Raw genomic sequence first — 16,913 nt, forward strand, 5'->3', positions numbered from 1 at the left:
TTATTTCAGCGGCAGTGTAAAATGGAAAACAGAGCCTTTACCTTCTTCGCTTTCCACCCATATTTTGCCATTGTGCCTTTCAATAATTTCGGCACTTAGGTAAAGGCCGATCCCAAAACCCGAAATGGTGTGGTTGCCCTGCACACGGTAGTAACGCTCAAAAAGTTTATCAATATCTTCGGGCTTAATGCCTATGCCTTCATCTCTGATCTGAACTTCAACCATTGTTTCGTGTAATGTACAGCTAACTTCGATGTTGGTGCCATTATCCGAGTACTTTAAGCTATTGCTGATGAGGTTGGAAATCACATTCCCGATTTTATCCCGATCGGCATTAATGGTTACCCCGCAGGTTGGATTTAATATAATCTGATGCGAAGATTGAGAAATATAGGTTTCTTCAATGGTTTCTTTCAATAAGGTATCTAAATTGAAATCTGTTTTTTGGATAAGCAACTTGCCCGATTCCAGTCTCGAAACATTTAAAAAGCCATTAATCATCGTGGTCATTTTCCTAATCTGACTGTGGGTTTTATCCAGGGCAACTATTGTATAGCTGTCCTCATCTTTTTTGGCCTTACGCTGTAAAACTTGAACAAATCCGTTGATGGCGGTTAATGGCGTCTTTAGTTCATGACTTACCATGCCGATGAAATCATTTTTTCTCAGCTCATCTAGTTTTCTTTCAGTAATATCAATAAAAAGCCCCGAATATTCGGTGGCATTTCCGTGCTGATCTACAAAAACCCTTCCTGTGGCCTTAACCCATTTTTCTTCTCCGGTAATGAGATTATTTACAGGATATTCTGTATCGCTAGACGAGTGGTCGGCTAAGGCACTTTTCAGCGCATTGTTCACCATATCATGATAATCAGGATTAATGGACTGCATAATAGCCTCCATTTCTGCAGGTTTATCCAAAGGCAAGCCCAGTAATTCTTTCACAAAATTGGACATGGTTATTTCAAGGGTATTCGGATTAATGCTCCAAGTACCCATTTTACCCGTTTCTATAGCCTGTCGCAGTTTTTCCTCACTATCGGCCAGTTTGTTGGTATATTGAACCAGGTCTTCATGCGTTTGAGCCAGTTCCTCGTTTGTGGTGGCCAGCTCCTCATTTGCTGCGGCCATCTCCATGTTAATGCCCTGAAGTTCTTCCTGATAAATTTTTCGTTCAGTGATGTCAGGACTTACCGTAGCTATGGCAATAACTTCGTTAGTATCCTGGTTTTTGATGGTAAACCCGTTCCACTCGATCCAGAAAGGTTTTCCTGTTTTTTCGTTCCAAAAACGGATTTCTTCCCTAAAATTCCTGTTCTTCAAAATTCCCAGTAAAAGGCGTTCCGCAATCGGCCGGTCTTCAGGGAAAACACAATCTAAAATAGTTCTGTTAGTTGTGCTGGTCCAGCCGAGTTTTGTTAGCGCAGCCGGGTTTAAATATTGGATTGATAGGTCTAACTCTGCCAAGCCGATAAATTCAGAGCTGGCCTCAATAAGCTTGCTTAAGTTAAGCCTTTCCAGTTCTATTAACTTTCTTTCGGTAATGTCTACGCACGAACTGATATAGCCCGCAAAAGATCCATTGGTATGGAACCGTGGTGTTGCACTGGCCAATAACCATCGGTAACCGCCATTTTTGTCGAAAATCCTTAACTCACCCTTAAACGCTTTTTTACTTTCAAAAGCTTTTAGGTAAATGCTGAGGTATTTATCTCGGTCTTCAGGGTGGATGAGATCGGCCCAGCCATAGTTAAGCAGATCTTCGGTCGATTTACCGGTTAGATCTGTCCACGATTTGTTAAAATAAACAGCATTTCCGCTTTCATCGCCAACACCTATAAAAATATCGGTTCCTTCGGCCATTGTTTTAAAGCGTTTTTCGCTTTCCGAAAGCTGGTTAAAGCGCTCTATAACCCTTAATTCTAATTCATTGTTTAAAACGTGTAGGGTTTCCTGCGTTTCCTGCAACTCTTCATTTGTAGCCACAAGTTCTTCGTTGGTGGCGGCCAGTTCTTCTACCGTAGCCGCAAGCTCTTCATTTAGCGCCTGTTCCCGCTGCAGTGCTTCTTCCTTTTCCTGCGCTCTTTCAATCGCTTCTTTTCTGAGCACCCTTTCGCTAACATCAATTGCCGTATGTAAGATACAGATCGTTTTCCCTTCATCATTTTTAATGGCGCGGTATTCAAAATCGAAGTAGAAAGTTTGCAGCTTTCCGTCAATTTCGAGGTCGGCAGCAGTATCTTTTCCCGAAATAACCAGTCCTTCTAGCCACACTTTTCTGAACATATCGATAAAAGGCTGCCCCTTGAGTTCGGGTAAAGCCTCTTCTAACGATTTTCCGATTACGCTTCTGTCTTTCCCCCAAATCTTGAGCATGGCATCATTCGCCGCCTGAATAATAGCCGTTTCTCCAACATGAACAGCGGTGGCTGTGTGCGTTAGGTTAAAAACCTCTATTAATTGATCATTGCTTAAAAGATGACTGGATTGGCTCATTATGAAAATTTAAGGATACGATCTAAAATAAATATTTTATCTAAAATTCAAAATAATTTAGTTTGAAGCTAAACAAGGCTATTATTTTGACTCAAACTATATACTAACCATAACCTCCTTGAAAAGTTTTTTAATTAGGTGGATTTCTGATGGGTATTGCGTGTTTTTCCTACAACCAAAGTAAAGTGTGTTTTTTAAGGGCGATCTGCCCTCCCAGATTACCTTGATTTTATCTTCCTCCACCTCCTTTTTGCATAAAAAATCGGGTATTATGGCCAGACCATTGCCGCCCGATAGGCAGCGCACAATTGAATTTAGGTTCGGAACGATGTAATTTGGCCTAAAATCGGCATGCTTACCAAAATTTAGCTGCCAAAAACGTAAAAGATGCTCCATATCGCCTGCGGTACCATACCATTTCTGCTGTTTTAGCCAAGCTTCCATGGCCTTCAGATCATTCTTTTTGGACAAAGAAGCAAAGGTTTGCCCATCAATTTCTATTCCTCCTACCAAAACAATGGTTTCAGATGAAAAGGCTTCATGCTCTATATTGGGTGAACTGCCTTTCTGAGGGGTTATAATTAAATCTAAAATGCCTTTATCCAATTGATCCAACATCTCTGGATAGTCTCCAAAACGGATAATCACATTAAAAGGAAGTGTCGAAATGTATTGCTCCAGCGTAATCTGAAAAGTTTCGAAACACATGCCTACGCTAATGGTTGGTGTATGTTTCTCGGTGCTTTTCTGAAAGTGCTTTTCTGCATCTTCGAGCTTGGTTAATGGTTCCACAACAAAATTATACAGCACTTTCCCTTTTTCGGTTGGAATCATTTTTCTGCCCGTGCGTTCAAATAACTTATAGCCTACATAGCTTTCGAGCGAGCTGAGGTGCAAACTTACCCCTGGCTGCGAAATAAAAAGGCTTTCGGCCGCACCGGTTAAAGTTCCTGTTTTGTATATCGCCTTAAAACTCCGGTACCATTCTAAATTAACCATAAACAAAGTATTATAATTCTGATACAAAGCTATGAATTAACTTGTTTTAATAATAGATTTTAAGCTGGTAATTTTGTGTTATCAAATTAGAAAAACGAAATGACAAAAATATTCATCATCAACGGAGGACAAAAGTTTGGTCACTCCGGTGGAAAATTTAACGAAACAATAGCCGATGCAACAGCCAGTTTCTTTTCTTCATTAAATGATTTTGAGCTAAGAACGACCAACATTAACGATGATTACGATCCGAAAGAAGAAGTAGAAAAATATGTTTGGGCCGATGTGGTAATTTATCATACACCGGTATGGTGGTTCCAAGTGCCGCACGGATTAAAAAAATATATCGATGTTGTATTTACCGAAGGGCACAAAAAAGGAATTTATGTTAGCGACGGGCGTAAAGCGGATAACCCTACCCGAAATTACGGAACAGGCGGAATGCTGCATGGCAGAAAGTATATGGTAACTTCATCGTGGAATGCGCCAAAAGAGGCCTTTACCATCCCCGGTGAATTTTTTATGGAAAAAAGTGTAGATGATGGTGTGCTTTTCGGTTTCCATAGGATGAATGCCTTTACCGGAATGGAGCGGATAGATGGTGTTCATTTCCATGATGTAGAGAAAAATGCCGATATTATTGGCGCACTAAAACAATACCAGGAACATTTAACCCAAAATTTTATCAATAACGAAGTTTATGAGCATTTATCTAACAGCGATAGTTAAATCTAAAAAAGATACCAACGAAAAGTTAAGAACTGTTCTGTTGGATATGGTAACAAATTCGCGTAGGGAAGAAGCCTGCATACAATACGACCTGCACGAAACAGTTGATGGTGGAGTTTTCATTTTTCAGGAAGAATGGAAAGATCAGCCAAGTTTGGATCAGCACAATAAGCAGCCTTATATTTTGGCATTTATTGAGCAATCGGCCACATTAACCGATGACATTGTGATTTATAAAACAGAAAAATTGGCTTAATTACAGCTTGGCGCGCTTGGCCGTTAATGAAGACCCCGCCGAGGCAATTACGACAAAAGCTACTGCAAAACATTCTTTTAACGATAAGTATTCTTGTAAAAATACCAGGGCAGCCAATGAGGCCATGGCCGGTTCAAGGCTCATTAAAATACTAAAGGTCCGCGCAGGAATCTGTTTTAGGGCCTTCATTTCTAAGGTAAAGGGAATGGCGCTTGAAAGTAGCGCAAGAGCTGTTCCTAAACCTAGTAATTTGGAGCTTAAAGCACTTAAACCACCACCAAAAATACCAAATGGCAGAATTACCACGGTGGCAAACAACATGCCAACGGCAACAGCATCGCCACCTTTCATAATTTTTGAAATCCGGCCGCCGAGTATAATATAGGCCGCCCAAAATACACCGGCCAAAAGCGCCAGCAATACGCCTGCGATGTTAAGTCCACTGCTGGTCCATGGTGCAATTAGGGCAATGCCTGTTGCGGCCAATATTACCCAAAGAAAATCCACCGGTTTTTTTGATCCGAAAATGGCGAGTCCCAAAGGGCCAACAAATTCTAAAGTTACCCCCAAACCGATGGGTATACGGGCAATGGCCATATAAAATACCATATTCATGGCACCCAGGCATATGCCATACAGGGTAACATATTTCCACTGTTTGGCATTTAATTTAAACAGGTTTGGCCTGAAGGCGATAAAGAGGATTACGGCAGATAATCCGATCCGCAATGATGCGGTAGCTGCGGCCCCGATTTGCGGGAAAAGCCCTTTCGCAATTGCCGCCCCGCACTGCACACTGATAATGGATAGTAAAACAGCGGGTATAGGTGGAATATTGATTTTGCTTTTCATCTGGGGCTCGTAAATGAGGCGCAAAATTACGCAATTATAAGTTCCAAAATTTTTAAAATAAAAAAAGGGAGAATCAGATTACGCCAATTCTCCCTGTTGTATTATATATAGGTTATTAACTAAACAGTTCCTGTTCATCCCTGTTTTCGGTAGGGATTTTTTTTAGGAAATCATCAAACGATGGTCCTTCATTATCCGAATATATGCCATAAGCATCCAATATGTATCCAATATTTTTATCCTGATCTTCTACCAGGTACAATACCGAATTATCAGCTGGATCCGAATCTCCTTCAAAACGATAAGTTTTAACAATGGTTAAATCCTCTGGTTTGTAAATTTTACCCGATGCACTCTGCATCTTGCCATGATCGGATATTTTTAATTCATTATCTTTTCCTTTCAGCCTCAATTTCTCTAAAATTTGACTCAAAGTGTTCATTGCAATTGGCTGTTCCATAGTTCTTAGCTTTTATTAATATTTAAACACCTGGTAACGGAAATGGTTTTACAGGTAGCAACTTTAGTCAAACCAAATGATTGTCAATCTGTTTGCTATATAAACTAAATTTTAAAGTAATGAAAAAATATCTTCTAAGTGTAGCTATTGCAGGTGTAGCATTGGTTAGTGCCTGTACAAAAACCGATAAAGAAATAGCCCAGGCAACCTTAACAGAAACTGCCGATAACAGCAAAACAATAGGAACGGCAAAGTTTTACGAACTGAGCGACGGAAAAATTAAAATGGATATTGAGATGAATTTCGCAGCAAGGGCCGATAGTAATGTTGCAGTACATTTTCATGAGCATGGCGATTGCGGAAATATGGGCGAAAATACCCACGGGCATTGGAACCCTACCAAGGAAGCACATGGCAAATGGGGATCGGCAGCTTACCACAGCGGCGATATCGGCAACATCAAATTAGATAACAAAGGCCACGCTACGCTTTCGGTTACTACTGATAGGTGGAGCATTAAAGATGGTGATATTAAGAACATTATAGGCAGGGGCATAATTGTGCACGGCGGTACTGATGATTATACCACGCAGCCAACCGGAAACTCAGGACCAAGGGTAGGCTGCGGAGTAATAGAGGCAGTGAAGTAAAAAGGTTGATCGTTATTTCGGCCTGATAACTATCGGACTGATGACAATTTTTCTTAAGCGGTTAAATTTTTTAACCGCTTTTTTTATGCAATTTGATTAGGGTTGTCATCATCACTAAAAAACCTAAATGTTATGGCAACTCTAAACGAATCTCAAAACAGCAAGGCTGTAAAAGGAAGAACCAAAAAACCTGCACCAAGAGTAGATCTTACGGCAATGGTTGATCTGATGTTTTTATTAACTGCATTTTTTATGCTCACTACTTCTTTGGGCTCATTAAATGCGGCTGATATTGCCAAGCCTGATGAGACAGAGGATATCGTAACCAACTATCCCGAATCGCGCACCATGACCATTGTAATAGGGAAAAACAGCCAAGCGGTTTGTTATATGGGCACCATTGAAAAGGCCAATATGAAAGTAAGGCCGGTTGCAGAAATTCAAAAAGAAATCAGCGCAAACGAACAGATGGTTGCAAAAACGCATCAAAATAATCCGGCTAAATATATGATCGTAATTATTAAGCCCAGCAAAACGGCCAAATTTCAGGATTTTGTTGATGTAATAGATGAGATGAAGATCGCAAACATTAAATCGTACGCCATTGATGATGACCATATCAGTAAAGAAGAATTGGCATTTATGAAACAGCAGGGTATTTAAGCCAAATGCTAGGTATAGCAGCTGTAAACTGCGAATAAAACGAATATAAAAAGTTTTTTTGCTAATGAATAAATTGAATATGATAAATAAGACAAGATTTTTTGATAGAATAGCCTAAATTAAGGTATTTGGGGCTGTTTTTTCTGAGTTTATACAGTTTGATTGGATTTTTGGCGGGTGTTTAATACTACGTATGTATAGCTAATATTATTACATTCGTCGCAGTGTTTGGCCGAGCATCAGGTGGCAATCCCGAAAAACCTATAAAAGAGTAGGGAACTTAAAACTCAAAAAAAATCTAGTATGAAAAGTTTAGAATTAAAAAATCTTGGTGTTCAAGAAATGAACACAGCCGAAATGTCACAAGTTGAAGGCGGTGGTATTGTTAACAATACTTTAAACGAAGTATTAGGTACACTTGCAACTTCTTTAAATGCAGTTGGTGCAGACACTTCAGTGTTTTTAAACAAAACAGTAACCAATGTTTTGAAACTTGTTTGGAGCTTATAAGCAATTTATTGTATCCGCTATGCTACTTTTCAGCATAGCGGATGCTTTATAGCTACACTGATATGGCGCTAACCAACTACACTACAGCGAGCATCTCCAATACCGCTCTCGTTTACCGTTCTCAAATAAGTAAGCCCAGTCAATTCATTTATATGGCTGCCGTTGTGGCCATTTTAGGGATACTGGTAGCCCTTCCTATTATTAAAGTACCCATAAGCATTAATGGCAATGGCATTTTACAATCTACCATTGAGAAAACAGAACTTATTGTTCCTGTTAATGGCCGTTTAATACAGTATAAGCTTTCGGATAATAAAAGATTAAAGCAGGGCGATACGCTTTTGGCCATTGATGCAGGTTTAGCCAAGCAACAGGATGCCCTGGTAGAAACCCGTAAAATCCAGATTACCAAGTTTTTGCAGGATATTAATACACTTTTATCGTTCAATGGCGGTTCTTCAGGTTTAGAAACAGGCCAGTATGCAGCCTCATGGCAACAGTACGTGCAGGAATTAAAAAACGCGGGCATTGCCAAAAGGCAGGCTACAAGTACTTTTGCCCGTTACAACAAGCTGTACCAAAATAAGGTACTTACACAATCAGAATACGAAAAATACAAATACGAACTGGAGCAGGCCGAATCGGCTTATCTCATGGTCCGTACCAAATATAAAACCCAGTGGCAAACCGAAGCCAATGGTTATAGAAATGAGCTGAGGCAGCTTTCCAGCCAGCAGGCAGAACTTAATGAGCAGAAAAAACAATATATTTTACGTGCGCCTATTGATGGATCTGTTCAAAACCTAACCGGTTTGCAAAACGGGGCGTATGTTTTTGCCAATCAGAAAATCGGCGAAGTTTCTCCTGATGCTGGCCTAGCTGCCTACTGCTACATCAACCCATCGGATATTGGCCTGATTAGAAAGGGGCAGGAAGTGCATTTTCAGGTCAATGCATACAATTACAACCAATGGGGCCTGGCTGTGGGCAAGGTAATCGATATCTCTGACGATATTGTTATTTTAAACGGTAACCAGCCCGCCTTTAAGGTAAAGTGCTTAATGGATAAAAATTACCTGATGCTTAAAAACGGGTATAAGGGCTACCTCAAAAAGGGGATGAACTTTACTGCGCGCTTTAAGGTAACCAGCCGTAGTTTATATCAACTGCTTTACGATAAGGTGGATGATTGGGTTAATCCAAACTTAATCCAACAAACATAAGTGCTATGCGTACAAAAGTAAAGCAAAGAGACATAACAGATTGTGGTGCCGCCTGTTTGGCATCGGTAGCCTCGCACTATAAACTGGATTTAGCCGTTGCCCGGATCAGGCAGCTTGCCGGTACAGATAAAAAAGGGACTACTGTTTTAGGATTGGTAGAGGCTGCCCAAAAATTAGGATTTGAAGCGAAAGGCGTAAAAGCTCCTTTTGATAGTTTATTTAAAGTACCTACCCCTGCAATTGCCCACATTATTGTAAATGATGTGCTGCAGCACTTCGTAGTGATTTATAAAATAAACCATAAGTTTATAGAGGTGATGGACCCTATAGATGGGAACGTGCATCGTAAAACACATGATGAATTTAAAAAGGAATGGACTGGTGCGTTAGTATTATTGTTGCCATCAGAGAATTTCCAGATCGGCAATGAAAAAAAATCAATCCAAGCTAGGTTTTGGAGTTTGATTAAACCGCACAAAGGCATTTTGACACAGGTTTTATTTGGTGCAGTTGTTTATACCGTGTTGGGTTTATCTACCTCTATTTTTGTACAGAAACTGGTAGATTTTGTACTGGTAGATGGCAACCACAACTTGCTAAACTTAATGAGCATTGCCATGATGGTTATTTTGGTGGTGCAGCTTTTTATCGGTTCGGCAAAAACGGTTTTTACCTTAAAAACTGGTCAGTTGATAGATTCACAGCTGATTTTAGGTTACTATAAACACCTATTGCGCCTGCCCCAGCAGTTTTTTGATACCATGCGGGTTGGCGAAATTATTTCGAGGATAAACGATGCGGTAAAAATCCGCACATTTTTAAATGATGTATGCGTAAACTTTCTGGTAAACATTTTTATTGTTTTCTTCTCATTTATCATGATGTTTACCTATTACTGGAAACTGGCGCTGATTACCCTTGCTGTTATCCCTTTGTACCTGCTTATTTATTGGGTTACGGATAAATTTAATAAACGTACACAGCGCAGCTTGATGGAAGATGCTGCCGAACTGGAATCGCAACTGGTAGAAAGCTTAAATGCAGTAGGTACCATTAAGCGTTTCGGTTTAGAAGACCATGCCAACGAAAAAACCGAAACCCGTTTTATTAAACTGCTACAGGCGGGTTTTAAATCGAATATCAATGCGGTGATATCGGGCACTTCTACCGAATTTGTTTCGCGCATCATTACCATTGTCTTACTTTGGGTGGGGGCTGGTTATGTGCTGAGCAATTCGATTACACCCGGAGAGCTGCTTTCTTTTTATACGCTTATCGGCTATTTTACCGGCCCAGTTTCATCATTGATCGGGATGAACAAAACGGTGCAGGATGCCGTAATTGCTGCAGATCGTTTATTCGAAATTATGGATCTGGAAAGAGAAACCGATGAAAACCAGATTGAGCTGAGTGCCGATAAAGTTGGTGATATCCACTTTGAAAATGTATCGTTCCGTTATGGCAAAAGGCTGGCTATTTTTGAAGCGCTAAACCTCACCATTCCGCAGGGCATGTTTACGGCCATAGTGGGCGAGAGCGGATCGGGTAAATCTACCTTAATGTCTATCCTCCAAAATATTTATCCTATCCAGGCAGGCAACGTCCGCATCGGTAAATACGATCTTAAATATATTAGCAATGCTTCGCTTAGGCAGATGATCGCTGTAGTACCGCAACAGATTGATTTATTTGCTGGAAATGTAATCGATAACATTGCCATTGGCGAAGAGGAGCCCGATATGCAGCGGATTATTGATATTGCCACAAAATTGGGACTGATCGGTTTTATTGAAGCACTGCCAAAGGGTTTCCAAACGTATCTGGGCGAAAACGGTACCAGCTTATCAGGTGGACAAAGGCAGCGCATTGCCATTGCACGGGCACTGTATAGAAATCCTGAAATTTTGATTTTAGACGAAGCCACCTCATCACTCGATGCTGTTTCGGAGGAGTATGTGCAAAGGATGATTGCCCTTTTAAAGGCCGAGCAGAAAACGGTAATCGTAATTACCCATCGTTCGAGCACACTCAATAATGCCGACAAGATTATTGTATTGGATAAAGGTGTGGTGGTAGAACAGGGCAGCCACCAAGAGCTGAAATACCATTTGGCCTAACCTCTTTGCGTCGCCCTGATCCGATGGCTATCGGATTTATTTCAGCGTCTTTCATATTAAAATATGGTATACCTGTGGTAATTGAATTATTTTTTCGGAAAGCAATTATAGCAGTTCTTTTTAATGTTCGCCCTGCTTTTTGCTTGTAGTCCCGATTAGAAAAAAATCGGGAGCTACGCGCGTCAATCAGGTTTAAGTAGGTACCATTAGTGCAACTATTTAAGGTTGCAGGTTTGTTAGGCCTAACTTACAGAGCCTGTCAAGTCTGTATGGCCAGCGCAGAAACTTTCTAACCCAAGAAACACTTCCCTGAGTTAAATAAACCTGATAAGAGCGGCACGCAGTATAGCGGATAGCAGGACTTTCGGAACCGAAGCGCACAGCAACCTGCTTTTCAAAAAACGGGCAAACTTACGAAGTCTGCCCAACGTAGACCCCAGCCGATTTCGTAAGTTTGCAAGTGGTGTCAGATGTTGCCATATGACACAAATAATGAAAGTCGGATGGTAACATCCAACTGCACAGCCAAAAAAAAAGCGTTCTGCATATTTGCAAAACGCCTTTCTTTTTAAAATTTTATGCTGATTGATTAAATGCCGAAAGCAGCCTTAACCTGATCTACGTAATCTAATTTCTCCCAGGTAAACAGATCAACAGTAACTGTTTTCTCTTCACCGTTTGGAGTTCTAAAAGTTTTGGTAACGGTTTCTGGCGTACGGCCCATGTGCCCGTAAGCAGCAGTTTCGCTATAAATTGGGTTTCTTAATTTTAAACGCTGTTCAATAAAATAAGGGCGCATATCAAAAATCGATTCAACAATCTTGGCAATCTCGCCGTCTGTTTTACCCACTTTGCCCGTGCCATAAGTATTGATGTAAATACCCATAGGTTTTGCAACACCGATAGCGTACGATACCTGTACCAAAATCTCATCGGCAACACCGGCAGCCACTAGGTTTTTGGCAATATGGCGTGTAGCATAAGCCGCACTTCTATCTACCTTACTTGGATCTTTACCCGAAAATGCACCACCACCGTGAGCGCCTTTACCGCCATATGTATCAACAATAATTTTACGGCCGGTTAAACCCGTATCGCCATGCGGACCACCGATTACAAATTTACCGGTAGGGTTAATGTGGTATTCAATTTTATCGTTAAACAAGTGCGCATATTGCGGGTTGCTTTTGATAATGCGTGGGATTAAAATATTTACCAGGTCGGTTTTGATTTTAGCCAGCATAGTAGCCTCTTCATCAAAATCATCGTGCTGGGTAGAAATTACAATAGCATCGATACGAACCGGTTTATTGTTATCATCGTACTCTAACGTAACCTGGCTTTTTGCATCCGGACGTAGGTATTTAATTTCGTTGTTTTCGCGTCTTAATACAGCCAGTTCCTGTAAAAGCTTGTGAGATAGGTTTAATGCCAAAGGCATATAATCCTCAGTTTCATTAGTCGCATAACCGAACATCATACCTTGATCTCCGGCACCCTGCTCTTCTTTGTTGCTTCTATCTACACCTTGGTTAATATCTTGCGATTGCTCGTGTATTGCCGATAAAATTCCACAAGAATTAGCTTCGAACATGTATTCACTTTTAGTGTAACCAATTTTTTTGATTACATCGCGGGCAATTTGCTGTACATCTAAATAGGTTTTAGATTTTACTTCACCTGCTAAAATTACTTGCCCTGTGGTAACCAACGTTTCGCAGGCAACCTTTGATTCCGGATCGAAAGCTAAAAAGTTATCAATTAACGCATCCGAAATTTGATCGGCAATTTTATCTGGGTGACCCTCAGAAACAGATTCTGATGTAAATAAATACGACATTTATTAAATAAATTAATGATAAATAAACAAATTTATAATTGCCAAACCCCTTGGAAACAGGTGGTGAAATGATTGAAAGGAGGCATTAGCAATTTTTTTAAGTGGTTGCAATCCGGTCCCGAAGTGTCGGGATAGCAAATCAATCCACTTTTTTACTGCTGCAAAATTAGCATATTTTCTTTATTTCAAAAATTATAGATTATTTTGTGCATTCAATCTTACACTTTGCACACAAAGATCAATATCCTCTTCATAATTAACCCAATTTCAGGTGGGCGGGGCAAGCTGCGTATTCCCGATTTTATCGATAAATACCTGGATAAGGAAAAGTTTAACCCAAACTTTGTTTTTAGTGAATATGTTGGGCATGCAGGCGAACTTGCCGACGAGGCTTCAGCCAAAAATTTTGATGTTATTGTTGCCGCTGGTGGCGATGGCACCATTAACGAAGTGGCTACAAAAGTGCTGAAGCACCAAAAAGTGCTGGGGATTTTACCGCTTGGATCGGGAAATGGCCTGGCGCGGTTTTTAAATATTTCTAAAAACCTAAGGTATGCACTTTCCATCATCAACAATTTTAAGGTTGATGAAATTGATACTGCACAGTTTAACAACAAATGTTTTTTTAACCTGGCCGGAATGGGTTTCGATGCCCATTTGAGTTCTGTTTTTTCGAAAGATAAAAAACGTGGATTATCAGGCTATGTAAAACTCGGTTTTCAGGAAGTTTTTAATTACAAGGCCCAAAATTATGTTATCGATATTGATGGCGAGGTTTACAACAAAAAAGCCTTTGCCATCAGTATTGCCAATTCATCACAGTACGGAAACGATGTATTTATTTCGCCCAATGCCTCGGTAAAAGATGGACTGCTTGATGTATGCATTATAAAACCTTTTCCGATACTAAAACTGCCGGTTTTGGGTTATGTAATGTTAAGGGGAACAGCCGAAACCTCCGATATGATTGAAATAATTAAGGGAAAACACATCAAAATTACCCGCGAAAAGGAAGGCGCTGTGCACGTAGATGGCGAACCTTTACAAATGGGAACATCAATTGAAGCGCTTGTTCGCCCGCTGTCGTTAAAGGTAATTGTTCCTTGAGTAAAACGCTCAGCGAATGACGAAGATTAAACGTTCGCCATAACCTATTGACTGATGAACCAATGGCCAGTGAATCTTTTATAAAACATGAAAAAGAAAAATAGTTTAAGCGATCTTGGCGGAATCATGTATTCTACCGATCCGGAATTTGAATATCAGGAAGAAGTTGATGATACCGTTACTTCGCCAAACAACCAGCAGGATTTAAGGGTTATGCTGGATAAGAAGAACCGTGGTGGCAAGGCGGTAACCCTAATTACAGGTTTTAAAGGCCGTACAGAAGATTTAGAAGTACTGGGCAAAATGCTAAAAACCAAATGTGGCGTTGGAGGTTCGGTAAAGGATGGCGAAATTATGATCCAGGGCGATGTTAGGGATAAGGTAATGGGCATTCTGCAAAAGGATGGTTATAAGGCAAAAAAGGCAGGGGGTTGACAGAAAAAGATGTCATCCTGAGTGCAACGAAGGATCTTTTTCAGGTACCCGCTGTAATAACTACTTTTGCAAATTCTAAAAGCTTAACCTTCAATCCTCGATAAAACCTGTTCAATGCTCAATGTTGGTTTTTAAATGTACAGCGCGATGCTACTTTCGTTAAACATTTAAATCAATCAACATGAAGCAGTTATTAATTTTATTCATCTTTATTATCTTTTCGGGTATTCAGGTTGCCCATGCTGAATTTATGAATATGGGTTCGGCCGAGATAATCGTTCTCCTTAAAACGGGGCTTTTTACACTTTCAGCAATTGTAGGTTTTATTTTTTTATGTTTATATCTGATTAGAAAGTCTAAATCTGCTCAAAATGAAAAATAAGATAATCTTCTGCTTGGTTTTTATACTTGCCTATGGTATCCAGGTTGCCCATGCCGAATTCTTAAACCTGGGAACGCCCGAAATCATCATGCTTTTGATAGCAGGCCTTGTATTTTTTGGGTTTTTTGGTGGCATTTTCATGTTGATCTACTTTTTGGTTAAAAGAAATAAAAACACCCAGTCAAATTTACCGGCAAATACGGTAGCAATAAATTTTGGCCATCAGGCTGAATATCAAAAGCCTCCACTTGAGGTGAAAACCAATAAAAATGATGCTATAAAAGTAAATGCCAGAATTGCTTTGCCCCAACAGAACGAAATCAGGTATGTTGATACCGACGAAATAACGAGGTGCGAAGCGGATAACAACTATACCAACTTCTTTTTTATCGATGGCGATCAGCTGTTGATTTCAAAATCATTAAAAGAATATTCAGATCTGCTTAAACCGCAGGGTTTCTTGCGGACGCACCAAAGCCATTTGGTTAACCCGAAATTTGTAAAAAGCTGGCTGAAAGAAGATGGCGGAACCTTGTTGATGGATAGTGGCGATAAAATTCCGGTATCCAAACCCAATCGGGAAATGGTTAAAGCGCTGTTGGGGAAGTAGTTTCTAATTATTTAACCAAGGTACAAAGAACACTAATGTGGACCTCGCAGGTTTTCAAAAACCTGCGAGGTTTAGACATTACCTTACATTTTTGTACTTTTGCGGCTATGTCAGTTATTAAACCCTCATTAGCAAAAGGTACCCGCGATTTTTCTCCGGTTGAAATGGTAAAACGCAATTTTATTTACGATACCATTAAAACCGTTTTCAGGAAATATGGCTATGCCGAAATTCAGACCCCAAGTTTCGAAAACCTTTCTACCTTAACCGGAAAGTACGGCGATGAAGGCGATAAGCTGATTTTTAAAATTCTAAACAGTGGCGAGTTTCTTAAAGATCCAAAAAAGAAACAATTCGATTTTGCACAAGAGGACAACAGCAACAAACTTATTCCATTAATTTCTGAAAAGGCTTTACGCTACGATTTAACGGTTCCCTTTGCACGCTACGTGGTGATGCACCAGCACGAAATTACGCTGCCTTTTAAACGCTTTCAGGTGCAGCCGGTTTGGCGTGCCGATAGACCGCAAAAAGGACGCTACCGCGAATTTTATCAATGTGATGTGGATGTGGTCGGATCGGAAAGTTTATTAAACGAAGCTGAGTTCATTTTAATCTATAACGAAGCTTTGAGCAAATTGGGCTTAAAAGATTTCAGCATAAAAATTAACAACAGGAAAATTTTGTCGGGCATTGCCGAAATTATCGGTAAACCTGATTTGATTATCGATATGACTGTAGCCATTGATAAGCTGGATAAAATCGGGTTGGATGGCGTGAGTAAAGAGTTATTAGAACGTGGTTTTACGGAGGTTGATTTAGAAAAACTGCGTCCGGTAATATTGCTAGAAGGAACCAACGAAGAAAAACTGGCTAGCCTGAAAGGTGTTTTGGCACAATCGGCAACCGGACTAAAAGGTATTGCCGAAATTGAACAGGTATTTGAATATGTAGAAAGCCTGATTGCTTATGGATTACCGCTAACAGCAAAGTTAGAGCTCGATATTACTTTAGCCCGCGGCTTAAATTATTATACCGGCTGTATTTTCGAAGTTAAAACCAACGAGGTTGCCATGGGCAGCATTGGTGGTGGTGGCCGTTACGATGATTTAACAGGCATGTTTGGTTTAAAAGATTTAACCGGTGTGGGTGTTTCTTTCGGTGCCGACCGCATTTACGATGTATTGGAAGAACTTGATCTTTTTCCGGCCTCGGCAGAAATTGGAACAAAGGTACTGATCAGTAATTTCGATGCAGAAGCTGAAAAATATGCGCTGCCCATTATCCAACAGTTTAGGAATGCTGGAATATCAGCGGAGTTGTACCCAAGTTCGGCAAAGCTTAAAAAACAGATGGCCTATGCCGATGCCAAGAAAATACCGTATGTAATTTTAATCGGTGGCGATGAAATGGCCAGTGGCGAACTTACGCTAAAAGATATGCAGAGCGGCGAGCAGAAAAAACTTACCGTTTTGGGCATTCTGGAATTGTTGAAATAACATTTATATTTTTTACCACCGAGGGCACTGAGTTTTCACTGAGTACACAGAGATGGGCTAATTGCGGTCGTCATACTGAACTTGA

At 40.3% G+C, this 16,913-nt stretch carries 17 protein-coding genes; 12 read left to right on the plus strand and 5 right to left on the minus strand.

Annotation, left to right across the window (positions count from 1 at the left end):
• Both ACS5PU_RS09930 and ACS5PU_RS09935 read right to left on the minus strand, forming a co-directional pair.
• On the minus strand, positions 1–2,496 hold the full coding sequence (locus tag ACS5PU_RS09930; protein WP_439459128.1) for a PAS domain S-box protein: 2,496 nt from the start codon (positions 2,494–2,496) through the stop codon (positions 1–3).
• Positions 2,497–2,592: 96 nt separating this feature from the next.
• Complete coding sequence (locus tag ACS5PU_RS09935; RefSeq protein ID WP_439459129.1) at positions 2,593–3,495, minus strand: LysR family transcriptional regulator; 903 nt, start codon at positions 3,493–3,495, stop codon at positions 2,593–2,595.
• A 99-nt stretch (positions 3,496–3,594) separates the two neighbouring features.
• On the opposite strand from ACS5PU_RS09935, the gene ACS5PU_RS09940 reads away from it, so the two are divergent.
• Together ACS5PU_RS09940 and ACS5PU_RS09945 are read left to right on the plus strand one after the other, a co-directional pair.
• A complete protein-coding gene (locus ACS5PU_RS09940; RefSeq protein ID WP_439459130.1) occupies positions 3,595–4,224 on the plus strand; it encodes an NAD(P)H-dependent oxidoreductase in 630 nt (209 codons plus the stop codon).
• The gene (locus tag ACS5PU_RS09945; protein ID WP_439459131.1) at positions 4,196–4,480 is read left to right on the plus strand and encodes a putative quinol monooxygenase; all 285 of its coding nucleotides are present in this window, start codon (positions 4,196–4,198) and stop codon (positions 4,478–4,480) included. The genes ACS5PU_RS09940 and ACS5PU_RS09945 overlap by 29 nt, the downstream gene beginning before the upstream one ends.
• Here ACS5PU_RS09945 and ACS5PU_RS09950 read toward each other — a convergent pair whose 3' ends face one another.
• Both ACS5PU_RS09950 and ACS5PU_RS09955 read right to left on the minus strand, forming a co-directional pair.
• The gene (locus ACS5PU_RS09950; protein WP_439459132.1) at positions 4,481–5,332 is read right to left on the minus strand and encodes an EamA family transporter; all 852 of its coding nucleotides are present in this window, start codon (positions 5,330–5,332) and stop codon (positions 4,481–4,483) included. It lies immediately after the preceding gene.
• Positions 5,333–5,447: 115 nt separating this feature from the next.
• Positions 5,448–5,792, minus strand: a complete 345-nt coding sequence (locus ACS5PU_RS09955; RefSeq protein ID WP_439459133.1) for a hypothetical protein — start codon at positions 5,790–5,792, stop codon at positions 5,448–5,450.
• Positions 5,793–5,911: 119 nt separating this feature from the next.
• On the opposite strand from ACS5PU_RS09955, the gene ACS5PU_RS09960 reads away from it, so the two are divergent.
• From ACS5PU_RS09960 to ACS5PU_RS09980, 5 genes are all read left to right on the plus strand, one after another.
• Positions 5,912–6,442, plus strand: coding sequence for a superoxide dismutase family protein (locus tag ACS5PU_RS09960; protein ID WP_439459134.1), 531 nt, complete (start codon positions 5,912–5,914; stop codon positions 6,440–6,442).
• Between the two features lie 132 nt (positions 6,443–6,574).
• Positions 6,575–7,105 carry an ExbD/TolR family protein gene (locus ACS5PU_RS09965; protein ID WP_439459135.1) on the plus strand — a complete coding sequence of 177 codons (531 nt, stop codon included), beginning with the start codon at positions 6,575–6,577 and terminating at the stop codon, positions 7,103–7,105.
• Positions 7,106–7,408: 303 nt separating this feature from the next.
• Positions 7,409–7,615, plus strand: a complete 207-nt coding sequence (locus ACS5PU_RS09970; protein WP_439459136.1) for a hypothetical protein — start codon at positions 7,409–7,411, stop codon at positions 7,613–7,615.
• A 41-nt stretch (positions 7,616–7,656) separates the two neighbouring features.
• On the plus strand, positions 7,657–8,838 hold the full coding sequence (locus ACS5PU_RS09975; RefSeq protein ID WP_439459137.1) for an HlyD family secretion protein: 1,182 nt from the start codon (positions 7,657–7,659) through the stop codon (positions 8,836–8,838).
• A gap of 5 nt (positions 8,839–8,843) precedes the next feature.
• A complete protein-coding gene (locus tag ACS5PU_RS09980) occupies positions 8,844–10,955 on the plus strand; it encodes a peptidase domain-containing ABC transporter (RefSeq protein WP_439459138.1) in 2,112 nt (703 codons plus the stop codon).
• A gap of 589 nt (positions 10,956–11,544) precedes the next feature.
• Here the strand turns inward: ACS5PU_RS09980 and metK are convergent.
• The gene (metK, locus tag ACS5PU_RS09985) at positions 11,545–12,795 is read right to left on the minus strand and encodes a methionine adenosyltransferase (RefSeq protein ID WP_439459139.1); all 1,251 of its coding nucleotides are present in this window, start codon (positions 12,793–12,795) and stop codon (positions 11,545–11,547) included.
• A gap of 225 nt (positions 12,796–13,020) precedes the next feature.
• On the opposite strand from metK, the gene ACS5PU_RS09990 reads away from it, so the two are divergent.
• From ACS5PU_RS09990 to hisS, 5 genes are all read left to right on the plus strand, one after another.
• Complete coding sequence (locus ACS5PU_RS09990; RefSeq protein ID WP_439459140.1) at positions 13,021–13,902, plus strand: diacylglycerol/lipid kinase family protein; 882 nt, start codon at positions 13,021–13,023, stop codon at positions 13,900–13,902.
• Positions 13,903–13,989: 87 nt separating this feature from the next.
• A complete protein-coding gene (locus tag ACS5PU_RS09995) occupies positions 13,990–14,337 on the plus strand; it encodes a translation initiation factor (protein WP_439459141.1) in 348 nt (115 codons plus the stop codon).
• 181 nt (positions 14,338–14,518) lie between these two features.
• A complete protein-coding gene (locus ACS5PU_RS10000; RefSeq protein ID WP_439459142.1) occupies positions 14,519–14,719 on the plus strand; it encodes a hypothetical protein in 201 nt (66 codons plus the stop codon).
• Positions 14,709–15,329, plus strand: a complete 621-nt coding sequence (locus ACS5PU_RS10005) for a LytR/AlgR family response regulator transcription factor (protein ID WP_439459143.1) — start codon at positions 14,709–14,711, stop codon at positions 15,327–15,329. The genes ACS5PU_RS10000 and ACS5PU_RS10005 overlap by 11 nt, the downstream gene beginning before the upstream one ends.
• Positions 15,330–15,436: 107 nt before the next feature.
• Positions 15,437–16,828: a histidine--tRNA ligase gene (gene hisS, locus ACS5PU_RS10010; protein WP_439459144.1), complete on the plus strand. Its 1,392-nt coding sequence runs from the start codon at positions 15,437–15,439 to the stop codon at positions 16,826–16,828.
• The last annotated feature ends 85 nt before the right edge of the window (positions 16,829–16,913 follow it).

It is taken from the genome of Pedobacter sp. GSP4, assembly GCF_051857575.1.
Taxonomy (GTDB): Bacteria; Bacteroidota; Bacteroidia; order Sphingobacteriales; family Sphingobacteriaceae; genus Pedobacter.